This window comes from Leptothoe kymatousa TAU-MAC 1615 (assembly GCF_018739865.1).
In the GTDB taxonomy this organism is placed as follows: Bacteria; Cyanobacteriota; Cyanobacteriia; order Phormidesmidales; family Phormidesmidaceae; genus Leptothoe; species Leptothoe kymatousa.
This window is the reverse complement of sequence record NZ_JADOER010000004.1, coordinates 582444-603495: the sequence shown is the minus strand read 5'-3', so window position 1 is coordinate 603495 and position 21052 is coordinate 582444. Positions and strand designations below refer to the sequence as shown.

Here is a 21052-nt window from a genome sequence, read left to right as displayed (position 1 = left end):
AAAAACATGGCCAAGTTAAAAAATAACACGCTATAGTTCGACTATTCGGAACTATTGAACTACAGCATTAGGTCAGTTTCCCCATGGCTAATATCCCCCATACCGCCCCCACCGATTCGGTAGCCGCCCTGTTTCAACCCCTAAAAATTGGAGCGATCTCACTGCCCAATCGCATGATCATGGCCCCACTAACCCGAGCGCGCTCAGGGCCCTCCCGCGTTCCCAACGACCTGATGGTCGAATATTACCAACAGCGGGCCAGTGCCGGATTGATTATTACCGAAGCCACCCAAATTTCAGAACAGGCCGCGGGTTGGGTCCAAACCCCCGGCATTTACACCGCCGAGCAAGTGGCTGGCTGGCAAAAAATCACCCAGGCCGTCCATCAGCGCGGTGGCAAAATTGTTCTCCAGCTGTGGCACACCGGTCGGGCCTCCCACCCAGATTTTCAACCCCAGGGCGCGCTGCCCGTCTCCGCATCGGCCATCGCCCCCCAAGGAGAGATTCACACACCCCTTGGCAAAAAGTCTTTTGTTGCCCCCCGCCCCCTCACCCTAGAAGAGATTCCGGCGGTCATTGAAGACTATGCCACCGCCACCCAAAATGCGAAAGCGGCGGGCTTTGATGGGGTGGAAATCCATGGTGCCAATGGGTATTTGATCGATCAATTTTTGCGGGATGGCTCCAACCAGCGCACAGATAGGTACGGCGGCAGTGTAGAAAATCGGACCCGTTTCTTGCTAGAGGTGACCGAGGCCGTGGTCAATGCCTGGAGTTGCGATCGCGTCGGCGTGCGGTTATCGCCCTATGTTGGCTTTAACGACATGCACGATAGCAATCCCCTCGCCACATTCACCCACGTTGCCAAGGCCCTAAGCCCATATAATCTCGCCTACCTACACGTCATAGAAGCCCTGCCGGGTCATTTCATGGCAGCAGCAGGCGACGTCGAGACCGCCCTACCCCACCTCAAACAGGCATTCCAAGGCCCCACTATTCTCAATGGCGGCTATGACGCCACCACCGGAGCGGCCGCTATTGCAAATAACAAAACCGATGCCATCGCCTACGGCGTGCCCTTTATCGCCAACCCCGATTTAGTCGAACGGGTTCAACAAGGCGCAGCACTCAATGAAGCCGATGGCACCACCTTCTACACCCACGGACGCCAAGGCTACACCGACTATCCCAGCCTCCCAGGGGTTTAACGATAGGTGCGTATCTTTTTATAGGGGTCCTGTTTCCGAATCCAACCCAGGAACTTTTGCATATTGGGATGGGACCTCAGCCGTTCCACCGTATTCAAGTCCTGGGCCAGTTCCTTATTGGAAAACAGCACATGCACTTGCCTATGGCACGGCGCACAAATAGTCGTTGTCGGCCCAGGATCCCGTTTCTTACGCTTCGTTTGCTGTCGGGGCACAAGATGATGCTCCGTTAGCTTTGGACAGTCACGTTGGCAAAGTTCACACTGGGGCATTAGTTCAAGACACAGCAACACCGCTAAATTTTAAGGGCACTAAAAAAATATCGCCCCCGGCACCCAACCCAAAGCAGAACGATCTTCCCAGAAAGTTAGAGGACTCTGCAAGAAAAACAAAGCTCTACGGCACACTCTCCCTTTCTGACTTAAAAATTCTGACTTTCGCACTGGGGCCTAGTAGTCTGTCAAGCCTAAGATTTAGGATAAGGTCAGTAAAGAGTACTAGCGTCAGCATGCCCCCAGGGCTATAGGGTAAACGAGATGAACGTGACTCTTTACCCTTTACTCTTCATCAAGGCAGAATCCCAATTTTTAGCGTTGACGCTGCAATAGCCGAATTTTTTCAAATTAAGCTGATGCCCTTGGCCCTACCGTCGCCAGGGCCAACGAGTCCCCATCTCCGTAGCCGCAGACCAAAACAAATAGGCAACCAGCAAACCCACGCCCATCAGAAACGGCACAATATCATCGGGCATAAATCCCTCAATCCCCAGCTACAGAACAGGTGCGCACAACACAGCCCCATTCTATAGCGTCCCTAGACCACCGCTTGAAAAGCGTTGATCATGCCATTCATAAACCTATTAGCAACTGACTGTTCCTCAGGGGTTAGCCGCCCTGAAATCTCTTCCACCAGGGTGCGGATCCCGGCAAGCGTCATCGGCCATGGAATGCCAATGCCCTTAAAAATATAAGCACAAAACACCACCAGCTCCTTTGAAATAATGCCTGAATCCCCCTGCAACACACTTAACCAGAGATAAACCTGGAACATATCAAAGTCCCGCAGGGAAGAACGGCGGATCTTCAAGTTGTTTAAGTTACCCCTAGCCCCGGCATAGGAAACAAACTGTTGGGTCCAGCGACGGTAGGCGGCCCAGGAAATCTCAGAGGTGCGCACCAGCATATGCTCCACCAGCTTATGTTCAGGAGAAAACTTATCGTATTGATTCGCAGAATCGCACAATCGCCACCAGGGAATCGCAACATAGTCTTCTAACAAGTTAAAATAGGGCGTCAGCATCGCCTGCTCCACAGGGTCTAGCACCGACAAAATAGACGCGCTCGCAAGGCCAATTTGAGACGTCAAAAAACATTGCACCAGCCAATCTTTTGAAGCAGCATGCTGGGACTTGAATTGAGAAAAACAGCTGCCCAAATAGTTGGCCAGGGTACTAATATCGGCAATGCCAAACTGTACTGCAGTAGAAACTTCAGGCGCTGCCCCTGGGGGATAAATAACGACCGGCGGCTGCTCTTGATAGGAACGTAAAAGGACAGGAATTGTTTGTAGGGTGAATTTCGATAGATCTACCGTATCGTTAAACTGCAAATATTCATGTTGCAAGTACAGACTACGAGTCTTAGCCGCCGCACCATGGGATGACTCCCTGATCAATTTATCAGAAAGTTTTGCCAGGGTTCTTTTGCGCCCTATATTCGAAGCCACAAACTCCAACGGATATTTCCTAAAATTAGTCGGATCTGTTGCTATATTTTGGGCCCTGGCAACATATCGAGTTTTCCAAATCTTGAGCAGGCTCGAAGAGACAGCTGGCTGTTCAGTTCTAGGCACGTAATTCACTGTCATCCTGAGCCCTACAGAAACGTGTTCTTTTGAAGAGTTGCCTATTGGGGAAATGCCCCATGGAAGGAACATGCCATAAACGGTATTTGATGAATAGAACCACTATCCCTAAGATCAGCAACGTCTTTTTTATTTATCCACTCAATTTCCAGAACGCTCCGGACTTTGGCAGTCCCGGAAATTACTGATTCTTATGAACCACTGACCTTTTACAATCGTTGTTATCAAGCGAAACAACAAAAAAACGACTCAGATAAGCACTTTTTGTTAAATACCTGCATATTATCCACCGGTGATAGTTCAACGATGGGACATGCCTAGGTAGGCTAACTGAGCTGGGCATAGACGTAAAAAAGCTAGCCTATCTAGCAATATTCCGAGCGACCTTGATTACGGCAAATTATTATGTAAGCGAAGAATTAATGATGAAGTTACCGTGGGTTTATGCCCCTGGCAACTAATTGATTGCCCTGAAAGTCAGTCGATTTATTAGAAATTGGGATCATCCAAACTTTGGATAAAGCGAACAATTGCGGTTTGTTCTTAAATTTATCCACACCATTATGACCGTCACATAATGCAAGGGAATAGTAGTAGCAATCAAGGCTCTACCCCCATCAATGGCAGGGAATAATATCCCCCCTTATATTACTTCCTTAATTTTCAATTTTTAACTCGATGCCTGCAAAGTCCTTTTTTAAAAGCTCATATTCTAATGTGAGTCAATGGTTCAACGATCTGCAATTGCAATATAAAATTGGCTGGAGTTTTGGACTTGCCATTAGTGTTGCCATTCTGGGTGTTACCACTGGCTGGGTTATTGCAGAAGCCTATCTCGATCAGGCACAGGCTGAGATTGAAGACAGTGAAGCTGAGCACAGAATGCTCAACGAACTGAAAATCAAACTCTTAAGAATGCATTTGCATCAAAAGGGTGCCATTCTGACCTTAAATGACATACCTCAGTGGACAGAAGTCTATACAACCTTTATAGAAGACAGAGAACAGTTTAGTGGGGCCTGGCATGATTACAAAAAAAATCATGGGATTGTGTATGGCAATACGATTTATGACCAAAGAGAACGAGAGCTAATTAAAGATTTAACCGTAAAATACTCAGTCTTTACCCAAGATTTAGACAGCCTTATCACTCAATTAAATCAAGTAAAACTAGAGCAGCTATCTGACGCTGAACGTCGTGATCTACAGATAAAGCTTACTCGCTTTAATAATCAGGCACTACGGCAAGATGCCTATCAGTTTCTCAGCCTGGTGCAAGAGCTCAGTGATAATGCCAATATCCAAATTCATAATGCGAAGACCACCTTTGATCGGGTCGCCATCTTCCGGTTGCAGGTAATCCTTGGCAGTGCACTTATTTCGTTAATAATTGCGGGCATACTACTTTTCCTACTGAGTCGAGCAATTTCTTTTTCTGTTAAAAACGCCGCAGAAACAGCAGAAAAAGTAATTGAAACATCCAATTTTGACCTGCAGGTACCGGTAAATAGCTCAGATGAAGTGGGTACACTGTCTGCGGCATTAAACCGTTTAATCAGCCAAGTCAAACAACTCTTACAACAAGAGCAAGAAAAAACAGAGTCTCTTCAAAACGCCCTGGCTGAAATTCAATCCACCCAGTCGGCTTTAATTCAAAGTGAGAAAATGTCCGCCCTAGGTCAGATGGTGGCTGGAGTTGCCCATGAAATTAATAACCCCGTTAGCTTTATCCATGGCAATCTTGACCATATTGAAAACTACCTACAAGATTTAGTCCATGCGCTACAGATCTATGAAAAACATAGCCAAACTCTTCCCACAACCGTCCTAGAAAAGTTGGAAGAGTTAGAGGTAGAATTTTTGATTCAAGATGCTGGAGATGTTCTAAAATCCATGCGATTAGGAACCCGACGCATATGTGAAATCATTCTATCCCTACGCAATTTCTCTCGCCTGGACGAATCAGAAATCAAGGGCGTGGACCTTCATGAAGGAATTGATAGCACTCTGGTGATTCTGGCAAATCGGCTCAAGGCAAATAGCAAACAGCCAGAGATTAAAGTCATTAAAAATTATGCCGCATTACCTGTCGTTGAATGCTACGCAGGTCAAATAAATCAAGTCTTTATGAATATTTTAAGCAACGCCATTGACGCCTTTGAAGAAATCAATAAAACCCGAACATACAGTGAGATTGAGGCACATCCCAATCAGATTTTTATCTCCACAAAGTTGATTGCCAACGAACAGGTTGAAATCCACATTGAGGATAATGGTCCTGGCATTCCAAATCACATCATTGATCAATTGTTTAATCCATTTTTTACGACCAAAGATGTGGGCAAAGGAACTGGATTGGGTCTCTACATCAGCTACAAAGTAATCACTGAGAAACATAATGGCACCCTCCAATGCCACTCTAAACTCGGTCATGGCACTAACTTTATAGTGCGAATTTCTCTTCGCCAGGCTAAGGCTGAATTGTCTCCAGCCACCACCTGTGTCATGCAATAGCGCCTTTCAGATCGCGACCAAAGCATCTCGAAACCCCATCCGCCGAGACAGGTCTATTGCTTGATAAAACAGGCGATCGTCGGCTGCCGCAGTAGCCCTCTCAGGATAAGTCAAAGGCCGAAGCTTCCTGTGGGAGTTTCGGCCTTTGATCGGATTTGTTGTTATTTTGAGCCACTGCCACAGCGACAACAATAGGATTCGGCCTTAGCCGCCACAGGTCTTGTTGGCGAAGTCACAACCAAACACAAAGGGTTCCTGCCAACTCAGGGGAATCTCCAACAGATCTCTTGTCCCCGTAATGCCTTGGACCAAAAACAACAACAGGGCGATGCAGTTCAGGGCAATGTGCACCTTGCGCCAGGTCTTCGACTTATAAATCTCGGGCAAAATCGCCAATGAAATGACCATCAGCGTCGCTGCCACCATGCCGTAATAGTAGTGAGACACCTGCCACTCATAGGTGCGACGAAACACCCCATCCTGGCTACCCAAAATCCATAGACCGGCCGTCGTCAACGCCGCGAACAATCCGCGCCATAGTTTTTGCGGTGCCGTTGCTCGATACAGGCACACCAGGGCACCAATGGTGAACAAGAACATAAAGACAATAAAGATGATAGTGCCCCCAGGGACCGGGCTATCGGTGGCGGCCTTTTTGACGATGTTCTTAAAAATTGGATGGCCCACCCCCACCAAGGTGAGTCCGACCACAGCCCCAGTTAACCACTTGCCCAAGTTCACATGTTCCTTGCCCACCACCGGCGGAATCTTGGACTTTTCCTTAGCCTGCACCGCTAAACGACGCTGCCGAGTCTGAAGCGCAAAGTAAGACACCATGCCAATAAGTGGAAATACTACACTTACTGCCAAAATCGGATGCATGAGTCTAAGCCAATCGTTGATGCCCATTTTCCTCTCTCTATGTGCGTAATGTCTGCTGAATCACAGTGAAATTTTTGACTTGCCAACAATGACAAACCCACTGTAAACGGACAGCATGCTCGCTGCATGATGAAAATAAGAATAATGGCTGATTGTCGACTGAAAAGTTTCGTGGGGACAATTCATCGGGGTCTCAGCAAAATTTCAGTCCAGTATGCAACTTATTGAACAGTTGAGGTACGGCCTAACTGTGTAAGTTAAACGTGGGACCAATCCATAGTCTGCCCTTATTCGTAAAGCTTATATAGCCCTGGCGATATCAATGCGTGTTAATCCATGGAAGAATCAATGGTTCCGACCGGTAAGCCTCCGCTGCAGAAACCGCTGCTGTCTATTCCCAACGCAACTATCATCATGTTAGGTATCGTTGCAATCGCCCTTGGCCTAGCCTTTGCCTGGTTTTCTGGCGAGGGGCAAATCAGCCGCATCTTTGCCCAGCTAAACCTGCTACAGCAGTCCCCCCCCGTATGGCTCGAAGCTCCCATGGTGGCAGGCCACTACCTGTTTTTTCCAACCGTGGCCCTGTTTTTGTTTGCCCTGATCATCACCCGCATTTCGCCCAAGCCCAAGCCCTGGTCTAGGACGTTAGTCATTGCCGTATTGCTGATCCTGGTGGGCCGCTACGTTACCTGGCGCAGCCTATCTACCCTAAATTTTGACGATCCATTAAACGGTACGGCCAGCACGGTGCTGTTTGCCATGGAAATGCTGGGGCTGCTGGTGAGCATTATTCAGCTAATTTTGCTGCTGCGGGTGCGGGATCGGCGGGCCCAGGCAGACCAAATGCAGCTAGCGGTGATGGACAAGGCATTTCTGCCGTCGGTGGATGTGTTTATTCCCACCTACGATGAGCCTGAGTTTATTTTGCGGCGCACCATCATTGGCTGCCAGGCCATGGACTACCCCAATAAGACGGTGTACCTGCTAGACGATACCCGCCGACCGGATATTCAGCGCCTGGCGGAAAAGCTGGGCTGCAAATATCGCATCCGACCCAATAATGACCATGCCAAGGCGGGGAATTTGAACCATGCGATCGCAAACACCCAGGGCGATCTCATTGCCTCCTTCGATGCCGACTTTGTCCCCACCCGCAATTTTCTATTACGCACCGTCGGCTTTTTCCAGGATCCCACCGTCGCCCTGGTGCAAACCCCCCAAAGTTTTTACAACCCCGATCCCATTGCCCGTAACCTCGGCCTAGAAGACGTTCTCACCCCAGAAGAAGAAGTCTTCTATCGACAAATCCAGCCCATGCGGGATGGCGTGGGCAGCGTTGTTTGCTCCGGCACCTCGTTTGTCACCCGCCGCAGTGCCCTAGAAGGCGCCGGCGGTTTTGTTACCGACTCCCTCAGCGAAGACTACTTCACCGCGGTGCGTCTGGCGTCCAAAGGGCATAAAATCATCTATCTCGACGAAAAACTCAGTGCCGGTCTGGCCGCCGAAAATATCACCGCCCATGCGATCCAACGGCTGCGTTGGGCCAGGGGCACCCTGCAAGCCTTTTTTATCGACACCAATCCCCTCACCATTCCCGGACTTAAACTAATCCAGCGATTAGGTCACTTAGAAGGCATTTTGCACTGGTTCACCAGCATCTCCCGCATCATATTTTTAATTGCCCCCCTGTTCTATTCCTTCGGCGTTATCCCCATTCGCTCCACCCCCGAAGAAATCATCTACTTCTTCCTGCCCTACTATTTTGTTCAAATCACAGTCTTCTCCTGGCTCAATCACCACTCCCGCTCCGCCATCCTTTCCGATGTTTACTCCCTAGTCCTCGCCTTTCCCCTAGCGGTCACCGTAGTTCAGGCCCTGCTGTCTCCCTTTGGCACCGGCTTTAAGGTCACCCCCAAGGGCACCTCCAGCAAAGGCTTTCGATTTAACTGGAACTTAGCCTGGCCCCTAATGGCCATGTTTGTACTCACCGCCTGCAGCATCTGGCTCAATTTAGGCGAATGCCTGGCCCGAGGCAACTGGGCCTTAGAAGTCACCCCCAACGCCTCAGCCCATTTGCGCGGCCTCGGCGTTGGCTGGATCTGGAGCCTATATAACCTAATGATGCTAGGCGCGGCGCTGCTGGTTTTGCTGGATGTGCCTCGCCCCACCCCCTACGACTGGTTTGACCTGCGCCGTGTGGTGCGACTAAAAATTGGCGACAGCCCCCGCACCTGGTGGGGCACCACCACCGCCATCTCAGAAATTGGTGCCACCATCACCCTGACCCAGCGGGGGTTGCCCAAGCTGGCACCAGGAGAAACCTGCCCCATACACCTGTCCATCAGCGAAGACCTAATTAGTTTGCAAGGCATCCTCACCAAAACCTGCAATGAAGGAGAGTTTCCCTGCGTCACCGTACAATTCCAAAAGGTTTCCCTGCCAGAGACTCGCAAACTCGTAGAGTTGCTATACTGCCGCCCCGGCCAATGGAAGCGTTGGAATACCCCAGGAGAGCTGCAATCCCTATGGATCTTAACTAAAACTCTCTTCCGCCCCCGCATCCTGACAGGGGACATTCGGGTCAAAGCCATGACCGTCGCCAAAGGCTAGAGATAGTGATCGTTGACTATCCAGGGAGCATCTCCCCCTAGCACTGCGTATTCTGTGACTAATGGCCACCAGTATCCGAGGGCATTCCCTTGTAAATGCCCTCTCCAAGCTTGTCTTTTGTCATCGGATTTAATCCACCGAATTTAGACTTACTCACAGCCTTCTATGGCTGCCGCTCAAATGCCCTTAACATGCCAGCCGTATAGGGTGAAATCAACGCTTTCTCTTCCGTATCCAGACCACTTAAAATCTCATCCACCAAAAGCTTAGTGCCCTTCACTGTCATTTCCCAAGGGATGCCAATGCCGCGATAAACCCGAGAACACAACACCACCAACTCTTGCTCAATGGCCCCTAAGTCCCCTTGCAAAATGCAAAGCCATAGATACACCTGAAACATACTAAAATCGCGCAAGGAAGAATGTCGCACCCCCGAATTATCCAACTGCCCCCTGCGGTTGTAATATCCACCAAAGAGTTTGCTCCACTGGGTATAAACCTGCATAGAAACAGGGGCAATTTGAGGCAACATCCGCTCTGCCAAATAGAGTATTGGCGAGCTGGGGTCATGGGTGGTGGCCGCCTTATACAATCTGTGCCAGGGCATCGACACATACTCTTCTAAAAAGTAAAAGTAAGCCCCCAACAACACCTGCTCCTCTTTCGGCAGCACCTTCAATAGAAACCAGCTACTAAAGCTCAGTTGAGTGCTAAGAAAACTGCGGGTTTGCCAATGTTCCTCAATGGTTTGTTGCGCATGAAATTCCAATAGCAACGGCTCGATATCAGTAATCAGGGAAACAATTTCTGGTATTTGAAACACGCGTTGGGTAGAGCCGCGCACTATCCCATTCTGTTGCTCTGCAATATTAACTAACGCTGGCGTATGAACCTGATAAAACTGCAGCAGCACATCGTAGACCTGAATCGCAAATTTAGCGAGTTCTGCAATCTCCCCCAAATTCGAATCCTTATAGCAGGTGTAGAGATCGCTGGTGCGAATGGCCGCACGTCTGCACGATTGCTTAATAAAGCGACCATGCAAACGCTCCACTGTCCGCCGACGCCCCTTAGCAGAAATGGCATCTTCAAACTGGGTCGGTGTGGCGCCCCCCGAGAGGGGAGCACAACTGTAGCGGGCAGTCCAAATATCAACTAAAGGTTTAGCACTGTATCGTTGAGAACGCAGAGAGCTACTTATCATTACTTAGGGGTATCAACCGTATTAGGGGCCTCAAATCATTGCCCCATGCCTAAAACCAGGGAAATGATGCAGCGACAGTCACAGGTCCCCAATGTAATTTATTTTCTACAAATAAAAGCTGTCTCTCACTAAAAACTAACGTTTTTTCACCTTGGATAAAGATTGTCTAAACCGACTATATTTGGGAACAATCATTAGACTAATCAAGTCTCCACAGGGGATAATCTCCGGCAGCGAGAACAACCGAGCGACCTGTTTTAGCCGTAATGGCGTTCATCAGCTCTCCATTCGCATAGATAACAAAATAGTCGCTATACCCAGAGGGAACTTGGGGCAATTGACCAGGCTTAAATAGCAAAAAACCAGTTTCTGGATTTACGGCGTAGCTTAGGGAAAGGGCATTGCCCAACCCGGTATCGCCCAACTCGGCCATGACCAACGGTCTATCTGCTTGGCGAATAATTTCTCCCATCGTATTTACGTGGTAGCTAGTGTTTTTATTCCACCAGGTAAATGACGCCGCACTCAGCACCCCAGACACTAAACCCACAACTAGCAAAAGGGCTAATATGCCTTGGCCCCAGGTTCGATACATTCTGCGATCCGACAGCATGAGCTGACGGACCCAACCAGCCAAAATTAAGGGCACTAGCAGTAGGGATGGCATAAAGTAACGGGTGCTAACCGATAGCTGACCACCGTTAATTAAATCTGGCAAAATGAGCCCCAGCGCTGGCACCATTAACGACATAATCGAAAACGCCATGGCGGTGGGGGAGGTGACCAATAACAGCTGCCATAGGGCCACCAGCAGCATAATCAACACTAGCAAGGGCGCTACATAGGTATAGGCACTGTCCAAAGGAAAGCCTAAATCGACTACCGCAGAACTTAGGTGGAGGCCCCAAAATTTAACTAGCTGCCCTAAGGGCTGCCGAAAAGAGGTCCACTCGGTGGCTGACTCTAGGGTGGAACTGCCCCTAAACATGACCAATAACCAAGGCACAAACAGCAGTAGCGCCACACCTAAGGAGAGCAACCAACGTTGCCACTGCCGCTTTGAACCACTAATTACAACGTAGATTCCATGGGCTAAAATCACCAGGCCACTGAGCAAGGTGGTGTAGAGCAAAAGCGCCATACTCAGGCTGTACAAGGCCCACTGACGAAAAACGACCCACCTGGGGGAACGCACCACAATGGCGTCACTGGAATAGCGCCACACACCGCGCACCGCCCGCAACAAGCACCCACTACTCAATAAGATTAAGCAAGCCCAAAGACTATATTCACGCGCTTCTTGGGAGTAAAGTAACTGCACGGGGGACACAGCCATTAAACAGGTGGCAATCAGCCCCGTCCAGCGATCTTGCCACAGCTGCTGGGAAAACCAGTAGGTCACCGGCAAAAGTAAAATGCCAAAAATTACCGCCAACAGCCTAAATGTGGTGACAGAAGGCGAGGTCAATCCGACCCACAAGCGTTCTAGTACATAAAACAATGGCGGATGTTCGGGATGGCTGGCTAAGGCGGACCAGGTATCGCGCCAGCGTTTTGGCTGAGGAAATTGCTGAAAGGATTGCAAGTCAGTCGCGGTGACCACAGGTGACTGGATCAGCTCGTTCTCAATGGCTTTGCCTTGATGCCCCAATACCCGCACTGTGGTGTACACCTCATCGTGCCAGTACACCTTGTGGGATACATTGGTGCAGCGCAAACCTATGCCTATCAACAGAAATAGGACAAAACAGATCTGTAACCGTTTTTTAATGGCTGCAATTGATCGAGAGCTAACCACAATTCAAATGTACAAATACTTTGCCGTCGCAGAATAAGTTAAGGTCTAAGCATACGCTACTTTCCCATCCAATGCAGCTTGCCAGGTATCTGCAAAAAACGTCGTTATATGGCTATCCTTAGCGTGGATTAGATGGACGTCGTCACCTTAGCACTGCCTAAAATTCCGACAAAATTAGAGTAAAACACTTGCTATAGAAGACTTAGCTGCTCGGTATCTGATGGAGTAGTCTGGGTTCGCTGACGATTTTTCGGCGGCATAATATCGACGTGGGCCACAAACCACGTGCGTAAATCCAAACATTGCTGGGGCTCTAAGCTGTCTAGATCTAGAGCTATGGGAAATAGCTGTGAAACTTCCTCGGCACACCAGGCTGTTTCACTCCCATACCGCTCTGTCCCAAAGGGGGTCACCATTTTTGGCATGCGGCCCAAATGTGGCACCACGTTGTCTGTGTTTAAGAACTGATGTCGTTGTTGTTCTAGTTGTTGTACACGCAGCGATCGCATCTCTCGATAGTCTAAGATTGGCGCCGGATAGCCCTGAGTCGGCGGCGGCTGACCCAATTGCGCCGGGGGCACATGGGCCAACTCTGGCACCCAGCGTTTGATAAACGAGCCCTCTGGATCGCACCGATCGACGGCCACTTGCTGGGGGTTGTAAATCCGGGTCCAGGTCTTGTCTACACAGTGGGTCACCCCCGACTGCATCGCCCATTGGTAATGGTCAATGGGGCAGTCCCCATCGATGAGGTGGCGCATAAAGTGCAGCGCCCCATAGCGCCAATCCATGCCCAAAAGGTTACTCAAAAAGCTGGAATAGATGGCCCGAGTGCGAAAGTTCAAGGCTAAATAGCCGCCGGTGGCCTGCAAACAACGAGCCGCAGCATCGACAATGGGAAATCCGGTGTGCCCAGTTTGCCAGGCTTGGTAGAGGGCTTCATCAAAGACCCAACCGTCGTCATCAAAAATACGATAGAGCGATCGCAGTTCCAGCTGGGGTAAATATCGAAACCGTTGGGTAAAGCCATTGCCCCAACGCAGCCTAGAAATCAGCTGATGGTAGCTACGCTGGATGCGTCGATCGCCCCGATCGTCCGCCCGCCGAATCGTTTGCACACATTCCCGCACAGAAATCACCCCAAATTTGATGTGGGGGCTGAGGCCAGTGGTAACTTCAGCACTGGGGTAAGACAGTTGCCAATAATAACGATCCGCTTTTTCTGCACAAAATTGCCGGAGCAACCGTCGCGCCGCGGCGGTGCTGCCGACGGGCTGGGGCTTACCATCAGCTTGGTGTCCCAATTTCGCCAACGTTGGCCAGGGCTCACCGTGGACATCAGGGGGCACCTCCACCCGCGCCGGGGCAGGCACCAGCGGCCTCGCCATTTCCTGATACCACCACTGACGATAGCGGGGATAGGCCATCAATTCTCCGGTGCTGGCCGTTGGCTCAAACCAGCGAATTTTTAGTTGCCGCGCAGCTAGGGCCTGGTTGAGTCGTGCATCCCGCACACGACCATAGATCCGCTCACAGTCCGTATAGCTATAGATGCCATCGGCCTGAGTTTCGACCACTAAACGCGGCAGCACCTCCACCGGATCGCCGCTTAACAAGACCAAGCGCCCCCCTAAGCGTTGCAAATCGGCATCCAAATTTTGCAGGCAATTCACCATAAACTCCACCCGGGCAGCCCCGGTTTCTGGATGGTGCAACAGCGCCCGGTCAAATACAAAAACAGGAATCACTTCCCCCCGACGGGCCGCCCGCCATAGGGGTTCATGGTCGTATATTCGCAGATCGCGGCGAAACCACACCACCGTTCGATTCATCGCCCAGCCCTCAAGCCCGTTGGCCCTCACTGTCTAAATCATAAAAACTTTTTGGGTTTCTAGCTGGGATCTAGATCAAAATTAGATCATTTGTACTACTATAGATCCATCAAAAGTAGGCCATTTACACCATGACCCAGTTCCACCTATATGCTCCTAAGCGATACCCCGCCCCCAAAGTCGCCACCAAGCCCAAGCACGCCATTCGCCCTAGGCGGTCGGCCCCATCCCTAGGCTGGTGGCTCAGCGGCATTGCCCTAGCCACCTTAGCCCTAGTCCCCCAGCAGCAGTTGGTCCGTTGGTTAGCGCCCCTGGCACCCCAAACCCAACAGACGGCGGTCAACGGCTGGCCGCTTACCCCCCAGGCTACCGCCAGCACCCCATGCCAAACCATGGTGAATAAGGAGCAGCGACTATCTAGAGATCAGTTAAATCAGTTTTTATCCCTAGCCCAGGGCACAGAGCAAGCAACGGTCCATGGCAACATTGCCGCGCCATACTGTGTGCTGTCCCCAGCCGAGCAGCCCAAGCAACAACAGGCCTATCCCTTAGCCTTTGACCCCAATACTTGGTTTGTGGTGAACTACGACCAGGGCAAATACACAGACTTTGATTTTGTGTTTAAGCAGTAGGGCCATCGCCCAAGGCAAATACGTAGACTTTGATTTTGTGTTTAAACAGTAGGGCCATCGCCCAGGGCAGATACGTAGACTTTGATTGTGTGTTTAAGCAGTAGGGCCATCGCCTCTGTGCTAGTCAACGATGTCCTTCAGCAGTCCGTCACAGGCATCCAGCAGCAGATCGATCACATAGTCAAAGCCATCGGCTCCCCCATAGTAGGGATCGGGCACTTCGCGATCGCTATATTCCTGGCAGAATTCACACATGCGTTTAACCTTGTGGCCATATTGCCCGGAAGGATCAAGGGCCAGAATATTGCGATAGTTACTGTCATCCATCGCCAGGATTAGATCAAACTGATCAAAATCCTCCGTCACAAACTGTCGGGCCTGGCCCACCAGACGAATACCGCGTTTTTTGGCGGCGGCCGTCATCCGGCTATCGGGTGAACTACCAATGTGATAACTAGACGTACCTGCAGAGTCGCAGCTAATCTGCGGCAATCCCCGCTGCTCTAGCAAATAGTTCATAATGTTCTCTGCCGATGGGGAGCGGCAAATATTCCCTAAACAGACAAACAAGAGGCGAGTGGTCATGACAAAATCTTTTAGAAGGGAAACACATGGCTAGGCCAAGCATAGACATGAGAAAAGCGATTAGCAAGTAACTTGCTAATCGCTTTAACTAAAACCTAAGTGTCGTTGCCGATTTAGAAGAAAATGCACCCACCTAACCCTATGCGATTAGGTTTGGTTTTACCTTTGCAATGGCATCAACACCAAACAACGTTACGAAAAATCGGTTTATAGACCGGGTAGCTGCAACCCACCGGTCAACTCTTCCATACGCTCGCGCATGGTTTCGGTTGACTTCAAATAAGCATCACGCATCGCTGCTGATACCAAATCAGACAGCACTTCTGCACCCTCATTCATCGCCTCGGGAGAAATTGAAACGCGCTTAGGTTCCTGGTTACCACTAACCACGACCTTTACCAATCCACCGCCCGATTGGCCTTCAATTTCCATTTGCTCCAGTTCTTCCTGTAGCTTTTTAGCTCCCTCTTGAACCTGCTGAGCCTTTTTGAAGGCTTCGCTCAGTTCTTTCATCTTGCCAAGACCGAAGCCAAAACCTTGCCCTTTGCTCATAATATTGGCGGCCTGATTTTACTAAATTAACTGTCAAACTATAGCATCTGTGAGGGAAATGCAGTGGCAATGCTCAGAATTTGAGCATATCCCCCCATGGATTGTCCGCTAAATCGGCTGAAACTCACCCAAAATCTGCACTTCAGGTCTTAGCTGCAAAGACCATTTATCATCCACAATGGCTTGAATATGACGGATTAACTGGAAAATATCCGTCGCGGTAGCGCCACCACAGTTAAGAATAAAGTTGGCATGGCGTTCTGCCACCTGAGCCTGTCCCACTTTGAACCCCTTTAAGCCCGACTGCTCAATCAGCCAGCCGGCACTTTTCGGCTTAGGATTGCGAAAAACACTGCCACAGCTAGGCAGATGATAGGGCTGAGTGGTGCGACGCTGCTCTAAATCAGCCGACGTCTCAGCCCTTACCGCCTGAGGGTCATGTCCAGGCTCTAGCTGAAACGTGGCTTGGGTGACAATTCTGGGATCTTTTTGCAGCACTGAGGTGCGGTACTTAAACTCTAAATCGGCTGGCCTGATGGTTTCTAACGAACCATCGGGTTTGAGCACTTCCGTGCTGACCAAAATGGCCTGGGTGTCGCTCCCATGGGCCCCGGCATTCATCACCACCGCCCCGCCAACGGTGCCGGGAATGCCCACGCTCCACACGAGGCCTTTCCAACCGCGCTTGGCCACTTTCCAAGCCAGGGTTGCCATGGGCATACCAGCCGCCGCCGTTACCCGACCGGCATCATCGAAGTCCGCTTGCCGCAAATAGCGGGTAGAAATCACTAGCCCCGGTAGGCCGCGATCGCTAATCAGCAAATTCGACCCAGCCCCCAGCCGGGTAATGGGCAGCCCCTCCGACTGGGCCCATTGCACCGCAGCCTGCAAATCACTAACACTGCGCGGCGCCACAAACCACTCAGCCGGGCCACCAACCTTAAACGTCGTCAAATTGGCTAATGAAAATTGGGCTTTAGCCACACAGCCCGTGCTGGTTAGTTGCTTTTCAAGGACCATGGTGAACGTATAAACGGAAATAAAAGCAAGACGCTGCTAATTGGCAGCAGCTTTGGGGCCAGGGAGCTGAGTCAAGGGTGAACCATCGGTCTTAACTAAACACTAGTGAGGGCCGCTTGTTCAGATTTTTCCCCTTGATAGGCCATCACATCTGGAATGACCTGGTTGAGGTTACCGGCGGTTAGAAAAATCGCCAAATCACCAGGCCGCAACAAATCAGCCAGCGTAGCCTTGACATCATCCAACGTGGCCGCATAGGTCACCGCCCTATGGTGCTCACCAATGGCGCTGGTCACCCCTTCCCCCGTGATACCAGAAGCATTGGCCTCTCCAGCACTGTAGATATCCGTAACCACCACATGGTCTGCATTGGCAAATGCCATGGAAAATTCCTGCAGCAAGGTGGCAATGCGGCTATAGCGATGGGGTTGAAAAATCGCCACCACCCGGCGCTGGGACACATCTGGCAACACCTCTGTGCTCTTCACCTTAGCGGCGGCCAAGGTCACTTTAATCTCACTCGGGTGGTGGGCATAGTCGTCAATAAACAAGACGTCATTGTGAAAACCACGCTGATCAAATCGTCGCTTCGCCCCCTCAAACGTGGGCATGATGGCCGCAATTTGCTCAAACTCCACCCCTAAGCGTCGCGCCACTGCGATCGCGGCCAACGCATTACTCAAATTGTGTAGCCCCAAAACCGGCAGTTCCAATTCTCCTAACCGATTGCCGCGCTCCCAAATCTCAGCCTTAGTCCCCTCCGCTGTTTCGCAAATCTCAGTGGCAATGTAGTCCGCCCCAGAGTCAGAACGCAGACTATAGGTCACATCAGGGCGAATTTGGTGCAGCACGGTCTCACAATCAGCACTGCCAATCACCACACCACACTGGGCCGAAAAATGCTTAAAAATGCTGACCACTTCATCCAACGTACTGTAGTGGTCTGGATGGTCTAGCTCGATATTAGTAATCACCCCAATGGCCGCCGAAAGCTTCACCAAAGAACCGTCCGACTCATCGGCCTCAGCCACCATGTAGTCACTGGTTCCCACATAGGCATTGCCTTCCCATGTAGACACCTCACCACCAATCACAATGGACGGGTCCACCCCTGCTTTCAACAACAGATACCCCGCCATGCTACTAGTGGTGGTTTTCCCATGGGTGCCAGCAATGGCAATTCCCTGGGTCTCGTTCATCAATGCCGCCAGAATGTCAGAGCGATGGAACATAGGACAGCCAGCATCCAACGCCGCCTTATATTCAGGATTGCTCGTACCAATTGCCGTCGAGCAAACCACCTGGGGCAACACCACAGTCCCATCTGACAAGGTTTGAGAAGCTTCCGCAATGTTCTCCGCCTCTTGGCTCCAGAAAGTATGCACCCCTTGCTTCTGAAGCCGACTCGTAATATGGGTTAAACGACGGTCTGACCCCGACACCGGTAGCTGACGCTTGGCCAAAACATAGGCAAGAGCTGACATCCCAATACCGCCCACACCAATAAAGTGAAATGGCCTGCCGCTAAAATCCACTGTCATGGGCATAAAACTCACCTCACATACCGCACACAGATATTTCAGGCGTATGATACCAGGAATCTACAGGATGGCTACAAACCTGTCCGCATCATCAGCCATTAGGCTCAGCTGATAATCAAAATTCGTTGATTTCAAACATCTCTAACATTGGGGCATTAAGCCCAAACCCCGTCCCCAAGCGAAACACAGGGCAACTATTTTTGTTGCCTTTGCCATAACTTTATAGGAATTGCAGAGACTAACTTGTAACCCAATACCGTGAGCAATTATACTTAATTACACCATCAAACCATAATCCATTTTCTAGTCCAGGGTTCATTTCATTGCAGCACCGACTGTGATGCATCTGACCCCGAGTGCTTCAGACGATGAGATATCATTGGTTTTGCGAATAAAAACGTTAATTAGACGCAGTTGTACGACAGAGGGTAAGCGCAGTGATTAGAGTAGCTATCAACGGTTTTGGACGCATTGGGCGCAATTTCCTACGCTGTTGGTTAACCAGAGAAAATTCTGGATTCGATCTTGTTGCCATCAACAATACTTCGGATCCTAAAACAGCTTGTCATTTACTTAAGTACGACTCTTTGCTGGGTCGTCTTGATGAGAAAGTCACCTTCACCGATGACACCATCACTGTAGGCGATAAAACAATCAAATGTTGTTCTGACCGGAACCCCAACAATCTTCCCTGGGGTGCTTGGGATATCGATCTTGTAATTGAGTCCACCGGTGTTTTTGTTAGTGAAGAAGGCGCACGTCGTCACCTGGAAGCAGGTGCGAAGCAGGTGCTAATTACGGCACCTGGCAAGGGCGGCAATGTTGATACTTATGTGATTGGCGTTAATTCCGATCAGTATGAGCACGGCAAAAACCCCATCATCAGTAACGCCAGCTGTACAACTAACTGCTTGGCGCCTGTAGTGAAGGTTATCAATGACTCCTTTGGCATCATCAAAGGAACAATGACCACCACCCACAGCTACACAGGCGACCAGCGCATTTTGGACGCTAGCCACCGCGACCTACGTCGTGCCCGTGCTGCTGCCATCAACATTGTTCCTACATCCACAGGTGCTGCTAAGGCTGTATCCTTGGTCATTCCTGAGATGAAGGGCAAGTTGAACGGTATTGCCATGCGCGTACCCACACCTAACGTTTCTGTGGTTGACCTTGTTGTGCAGGTCGAGAAGAAGACCATCACCGAAGAGGTGAATGCCGCAATTAAGGCTGCAACAGAAGGCCACATGAAGGGAGTTCTGGGCTACACAGATGAGCCTCTGGTTTCCATCGACTACCGTAAGACCGACGACTCCTCCATTGTTGATTCCAGCCTGACTTTGGTTATGGATGGCGACATGGTTAAGGTTGTTGCTTGGTATGACAACGAGTGGGGTTACAGCCAACGTGTTGTTGACCTAGCTGAACTTGTTGCTGCTAAGTGGCAAGCATAGAAGCGTCTTTAGGTACAGTCCTAAACCGGATCTAACACGTTAGAACTTGAAAAAGCCTGTCTGGGTATACCCAGGCAGGCTTTTTTATAGCGCGATTAGTGGTGCAAAGATTGTTTCTAAATTAGACGCTAGGATTAACCTTATTAAGCGGTGCGACCGTTGAATAAATGTTGATATTTGAGAATACGCTCAAAATCGCCCACCGATAGACAGGTAGCCCGAAGACGATCTAAGGCCTGCTGCTGTAGTTGACTATTGCGCAATTCTAAACAGATCTGTAGCCGCTGCTCTTGATAATGAAGCACATGGTCAGTCTTACCCAGGGCATCGTAATTCAGACTTAGGTCATCTAAACTTTGCTCTTGAACTTTAAGATCGCTGACTTTCTGGGCTAGCTTTAAGCGTTGCTTTAGGTATTGCACCGCCATAGAATAGCGCCCTAGGGCGTAGCAAGCACTGCTGATATTTCGCAAAATTTTGATCTTGGTGGACGTATCCAGGGGGGAAGACTCTACATCCAGAAGCTGACTGTAGTAGTCAACTGTTTTGGCATAGTCACCAATACGATGGTGCAGGTTACCGATATTGCGCAAGATTTGACTGACTTTACGCATGTTGCCGTTCTCTTTCGCCAGTAAAAGGCTTTGTTCATAGCAGTTAATTGCCTGGGCATAATCTCTTTTGGCTTTATAGGCTAAACCAAGATTATTCAAACTACGGCTCAAAATTTTACTATTGGCCATTGATTCAGCTATCTGTCGGCTTTCCTGGAGGGCCGCTAAGGCTTTATCCAAATCGTTTAAGTGGCGATAGCTATTACCAATTTGATCCAGGCATATGAGCCTGAGATAGTTGTTATCTAAGGACTCGCCAATGGCTAGGGCTTTACGGGCAGGTTCTAAGGCCCATAAATAGCGACGCTGGCTATAGTGCACGGTGGCGATCGCATTATAAATTTTGCCTTTCAGTAAACCAGGCTCCACCGAGCTAAGCATATCGAGGGCACGCTGAAGGGAAATGAGTGCCATCTTATACTGGGCTTCCTGGTGGTAGGCCACACCTGCTTTGAACCGTTCTTCCGCAACAGCCGCAGAATCGACCAGTGAAAAAGGGTCATCACTATCAGCGTCCGACGGTTGCTGAGCAAAGGCTGTAGAAGGATCATGATACATTGTAAATCTCCAGGAAACACGCCAAGCTCAATGGGAATAGAAAGCTCCTACGTACGTCTCCATACTAATGTGCCCTTTCATGGACCAATAACCGCATTAGCACTTAGTCAACAATACGTTTCCATCGTTATTCCCCCTTACCATCGTTAGAAGCCTCTAATCTGATGTCGGGGTTTATCTCTATG

16 protein-coding genes and 1 pseudogene are annotated in these 21052 nt (G+C 50.0%); 5 read left to right on the top strand and 12 right to left on the bottom strand.

The annotated features are described in order from the left end of the window. The first annotated feature begins 83 nt into the window (after positions 1-83). Positions 84-1208: an alkene reductase gene (locus IXB28_RS04995; protein ID WP_215617437.1), complete on the top strand. Its 1125-nt coding sequence runs from the start codon at positions 84-86 to the stop codon at positions 1206-1208. Here the strand turns inward: IXB28_RS04995 and IXB28_RS16710 are convergent. The 3 genes and pseudogenes from IXB28_RS16710 to IXB28_RS16890 form a co-directional block, all read right to left on the bottom strand. Then, positions 1205-1339, bottom strand: a complete 135-nt coding sequence (locus IXB28_RS16710; RefSeq protein WP_274609654.1) for a hypothetical protein — start codon at positions 1337-1339, stop codon at positions 1205-1207. The genes IXB28_RS04995 and IXB28_RS16710 overlap by 4 nt on opposite strands. A 12-nt stretch (positions 1340-1351) precedes the next feature. Continuing rightward, a pseudogene (locus tag IXB28_RS17000) lies at positions 1352-1480 on the bottom strand (HNH endonuclease); the annotation flags it as partial. A gap of 541 nt (positions 1481-2021) precedes the next feature. Further along, on the bottom strand, positions 2022-2933 hold the full coding sequence (locus tag IXB28_RS16890; RefSeq protein ID WP_215617435.1) for a hypothetical protein: 912 nt from the start codon (positions 2931-2933) through the stop codon (positions 2022-2024). An 816-nt stretch (positions 2934-3749) separates the two neighbouring features. Between IXB28_RS16890 and IXB28_RS04980 the strand changes: the two genes are divergently transcribed. Continuing rightward, positions 3750-5585 (top strand): sensor histidine kinase, encoded by a 1836-nt coding sequence (locus tag IXB28_RS04980; protein ID WP_215617434.1) that lies wholly within the window; start codon positions 3750-3752, stop codon positions 5583-5585. A 204-nt stretch (positions 5586-5789) separates the two neighbouring features. Here the strand turns inward: IXB28_RS04980 and IXB28_RS04975 are convergent, their stop codons facing one another. Continuing rightward, the gene (locus IXB28_RS04975) at positions 5790-6494 is read right to left on the bottom strand and encodes a DUF4079 domain-containing protein (protein WP_215617433.1); all 705 of its coding nucleotides are present in this window, start codon (positions 6492-6494) and stop codon (positions 5790-5792) included. 321 nt (positions 6495-6815) lie between these two features. Here IXB28_RS04975 and IXB28_RS04970 point away from each other — a divergent pair, with 321 nt between their 5' ends. Beyond that, entirely contained in the window at positions 6816-9077 is a 2262-nt protein-coding gene (locus IXB28_RS04970) for a glycosyltransferase family 2 protein (RefSeq protein WP_215617432.1), read from the top strand. Between the two features lie 163 nt (positions 9078-9240). Here IXB28_RS04970 and IXB28_RS04965 read toward each other — a convergent pair whose 3' ends face one another. The 3 genes from IXB28_RS04965 to IXB28_RS04955 all read right to left on the bottom strand — a co-directional run bounded on the left by IXB28_RS04965 (position 9241) and on the right by IXB28_RS04955 (position 13911). Further along, positions 9241-10281, bottom strand: coding sequence for a globin family protein (locus IXB28_RS04965; protein ID WP_215617431.1), 1041 nt, complete (start codon positions 10279-10281; stop codon positions 9241-9243). Between the two features lie 199 nt (positions 10282-10480). Then, a complete protein-coding gene (locus IXB28_RS04960; RefSeq protein ID WP_215617430.1) occupies positions 10481-12079 on the bottom strand; it encodes a glycosyltransferase family 39 protein in 1599 nt (532 codons plus the stop codon). Positions 12080-12270: 191 nt separating this feature from the next. Beyond that, positions 12271-13911: an FAD-binding domain-containing protein gene (locus tag IXB28_RS04955; RefSeq protein ID WP_215617429.1), complete on the bottom strand. Its 1641-nt coding sequence runs from the start codon at positions 13909-13911 to the stop codon at positions 12271-12273. A gap of 131 nt (positions 13912-14042) precedes the next feature. On the opposite strand from IXB28_RS04955, the gene IXB28_RS04950 reads away from it, so the two are divergent. Then, positions 14043-14543, top strand: coding sequence for a hypothetical protein (locus tag IXB28_RS04950; RefSeq protein ID WP_215617428.1), 501 nt, complete (start codon positions 14043-14045; stop codon positions 14541-14543). Between the two features lie 120 nt (positions 14544-14663). Here IXB28_RS04950 and IXB28_RS04945 read toward each other — a convergent pair whose 3' ends face one another. The 4 genes from IXB28_RS04945 to murC all read right to left on the bottom strand — a co-directional run bounded on the left by IXB28_RS04945 (position 14664) and on the right by murC (position 18247). Then, on the bottom strand, positions 14664-15128 hold the full coding sequence (locus IXB28_RS04945) for a low molecular weight protein-tyrosine-phosphatase (RefSeq protein ID WP_215617427.1): 465 nt from the start codon (positions 15126-15128) through the stop codon (positions 14664-14666). Positions 15129-15335: 207 nt separating this feature from the next. Next, positions 15336-15683, bottom strand: coding sequence for a YbaB/EbfC family nucleoid-associated protein (locus tag IXB28_RS04940; RefSeq protein WP_326520972.1), 348 nt, complete (start codon positions 15681-15683; stop codon positions 15336-15338). A 105-nt stretch (positions 15684-15788) separates the two neighbouring features. Further along, the gene (gene murB, locus IXB28_RS04935) at positions 15789-16700 is read right to left on the bottom strand and encodes a UDP-N-acetylmuramate dehydrogenase (RefSeq protein ID WP_215617425.1); all 912 of its coding nucleotides are present in this window, start codon (positions 16698-16700) and stop codon (positions 15789-15791) included. A gap of 95 nt (positions 16701-16795) precedes the next feature. After that, a complete protein-coding gene (murC, locus tag IXB28_RS04930; RefSeq protein WP_215617424.1) occupies positions 16796-18247 on the bottom strand; it encodes a UDP-N-acetylmuramate--L-alanine ligase in 1452 nt (483 codons plus the stop codon). Positions 18248-18678: 431 nt separating this feature from the next. Between murC and IXB28_RS04925 the strand changes: the two genes are divergently transcribed. After that, entirely contained in the window at positions 18679-19695 is a 1017-nt protein-coding gene (locus IXB28_RS04925) for a type I glyceraldehyde-3-phosphate dehydrogenase (protein WP_215617423.1), read from the top strand. A 143-nt stretch (positions 19696-19838) separates the two neighbouring features. On the opposite strand, the gene IXB28_RS04920 is transcribed toward IXB28_RS04925, so the two are convergent. Beyond that, positions 19839-20867: a tetratricopeptide repeat protein gene (locus IXB28_RS04920; protein ID WP_215617422.1), complete on the bottom strand. Its 1029-nt coding sequence runs from the start codon at positions 20865-20867 to the stop codon at positions 19839-19841. Between the last annotated feature and the right edge of the window lie 185 nt (positions 20868-21052).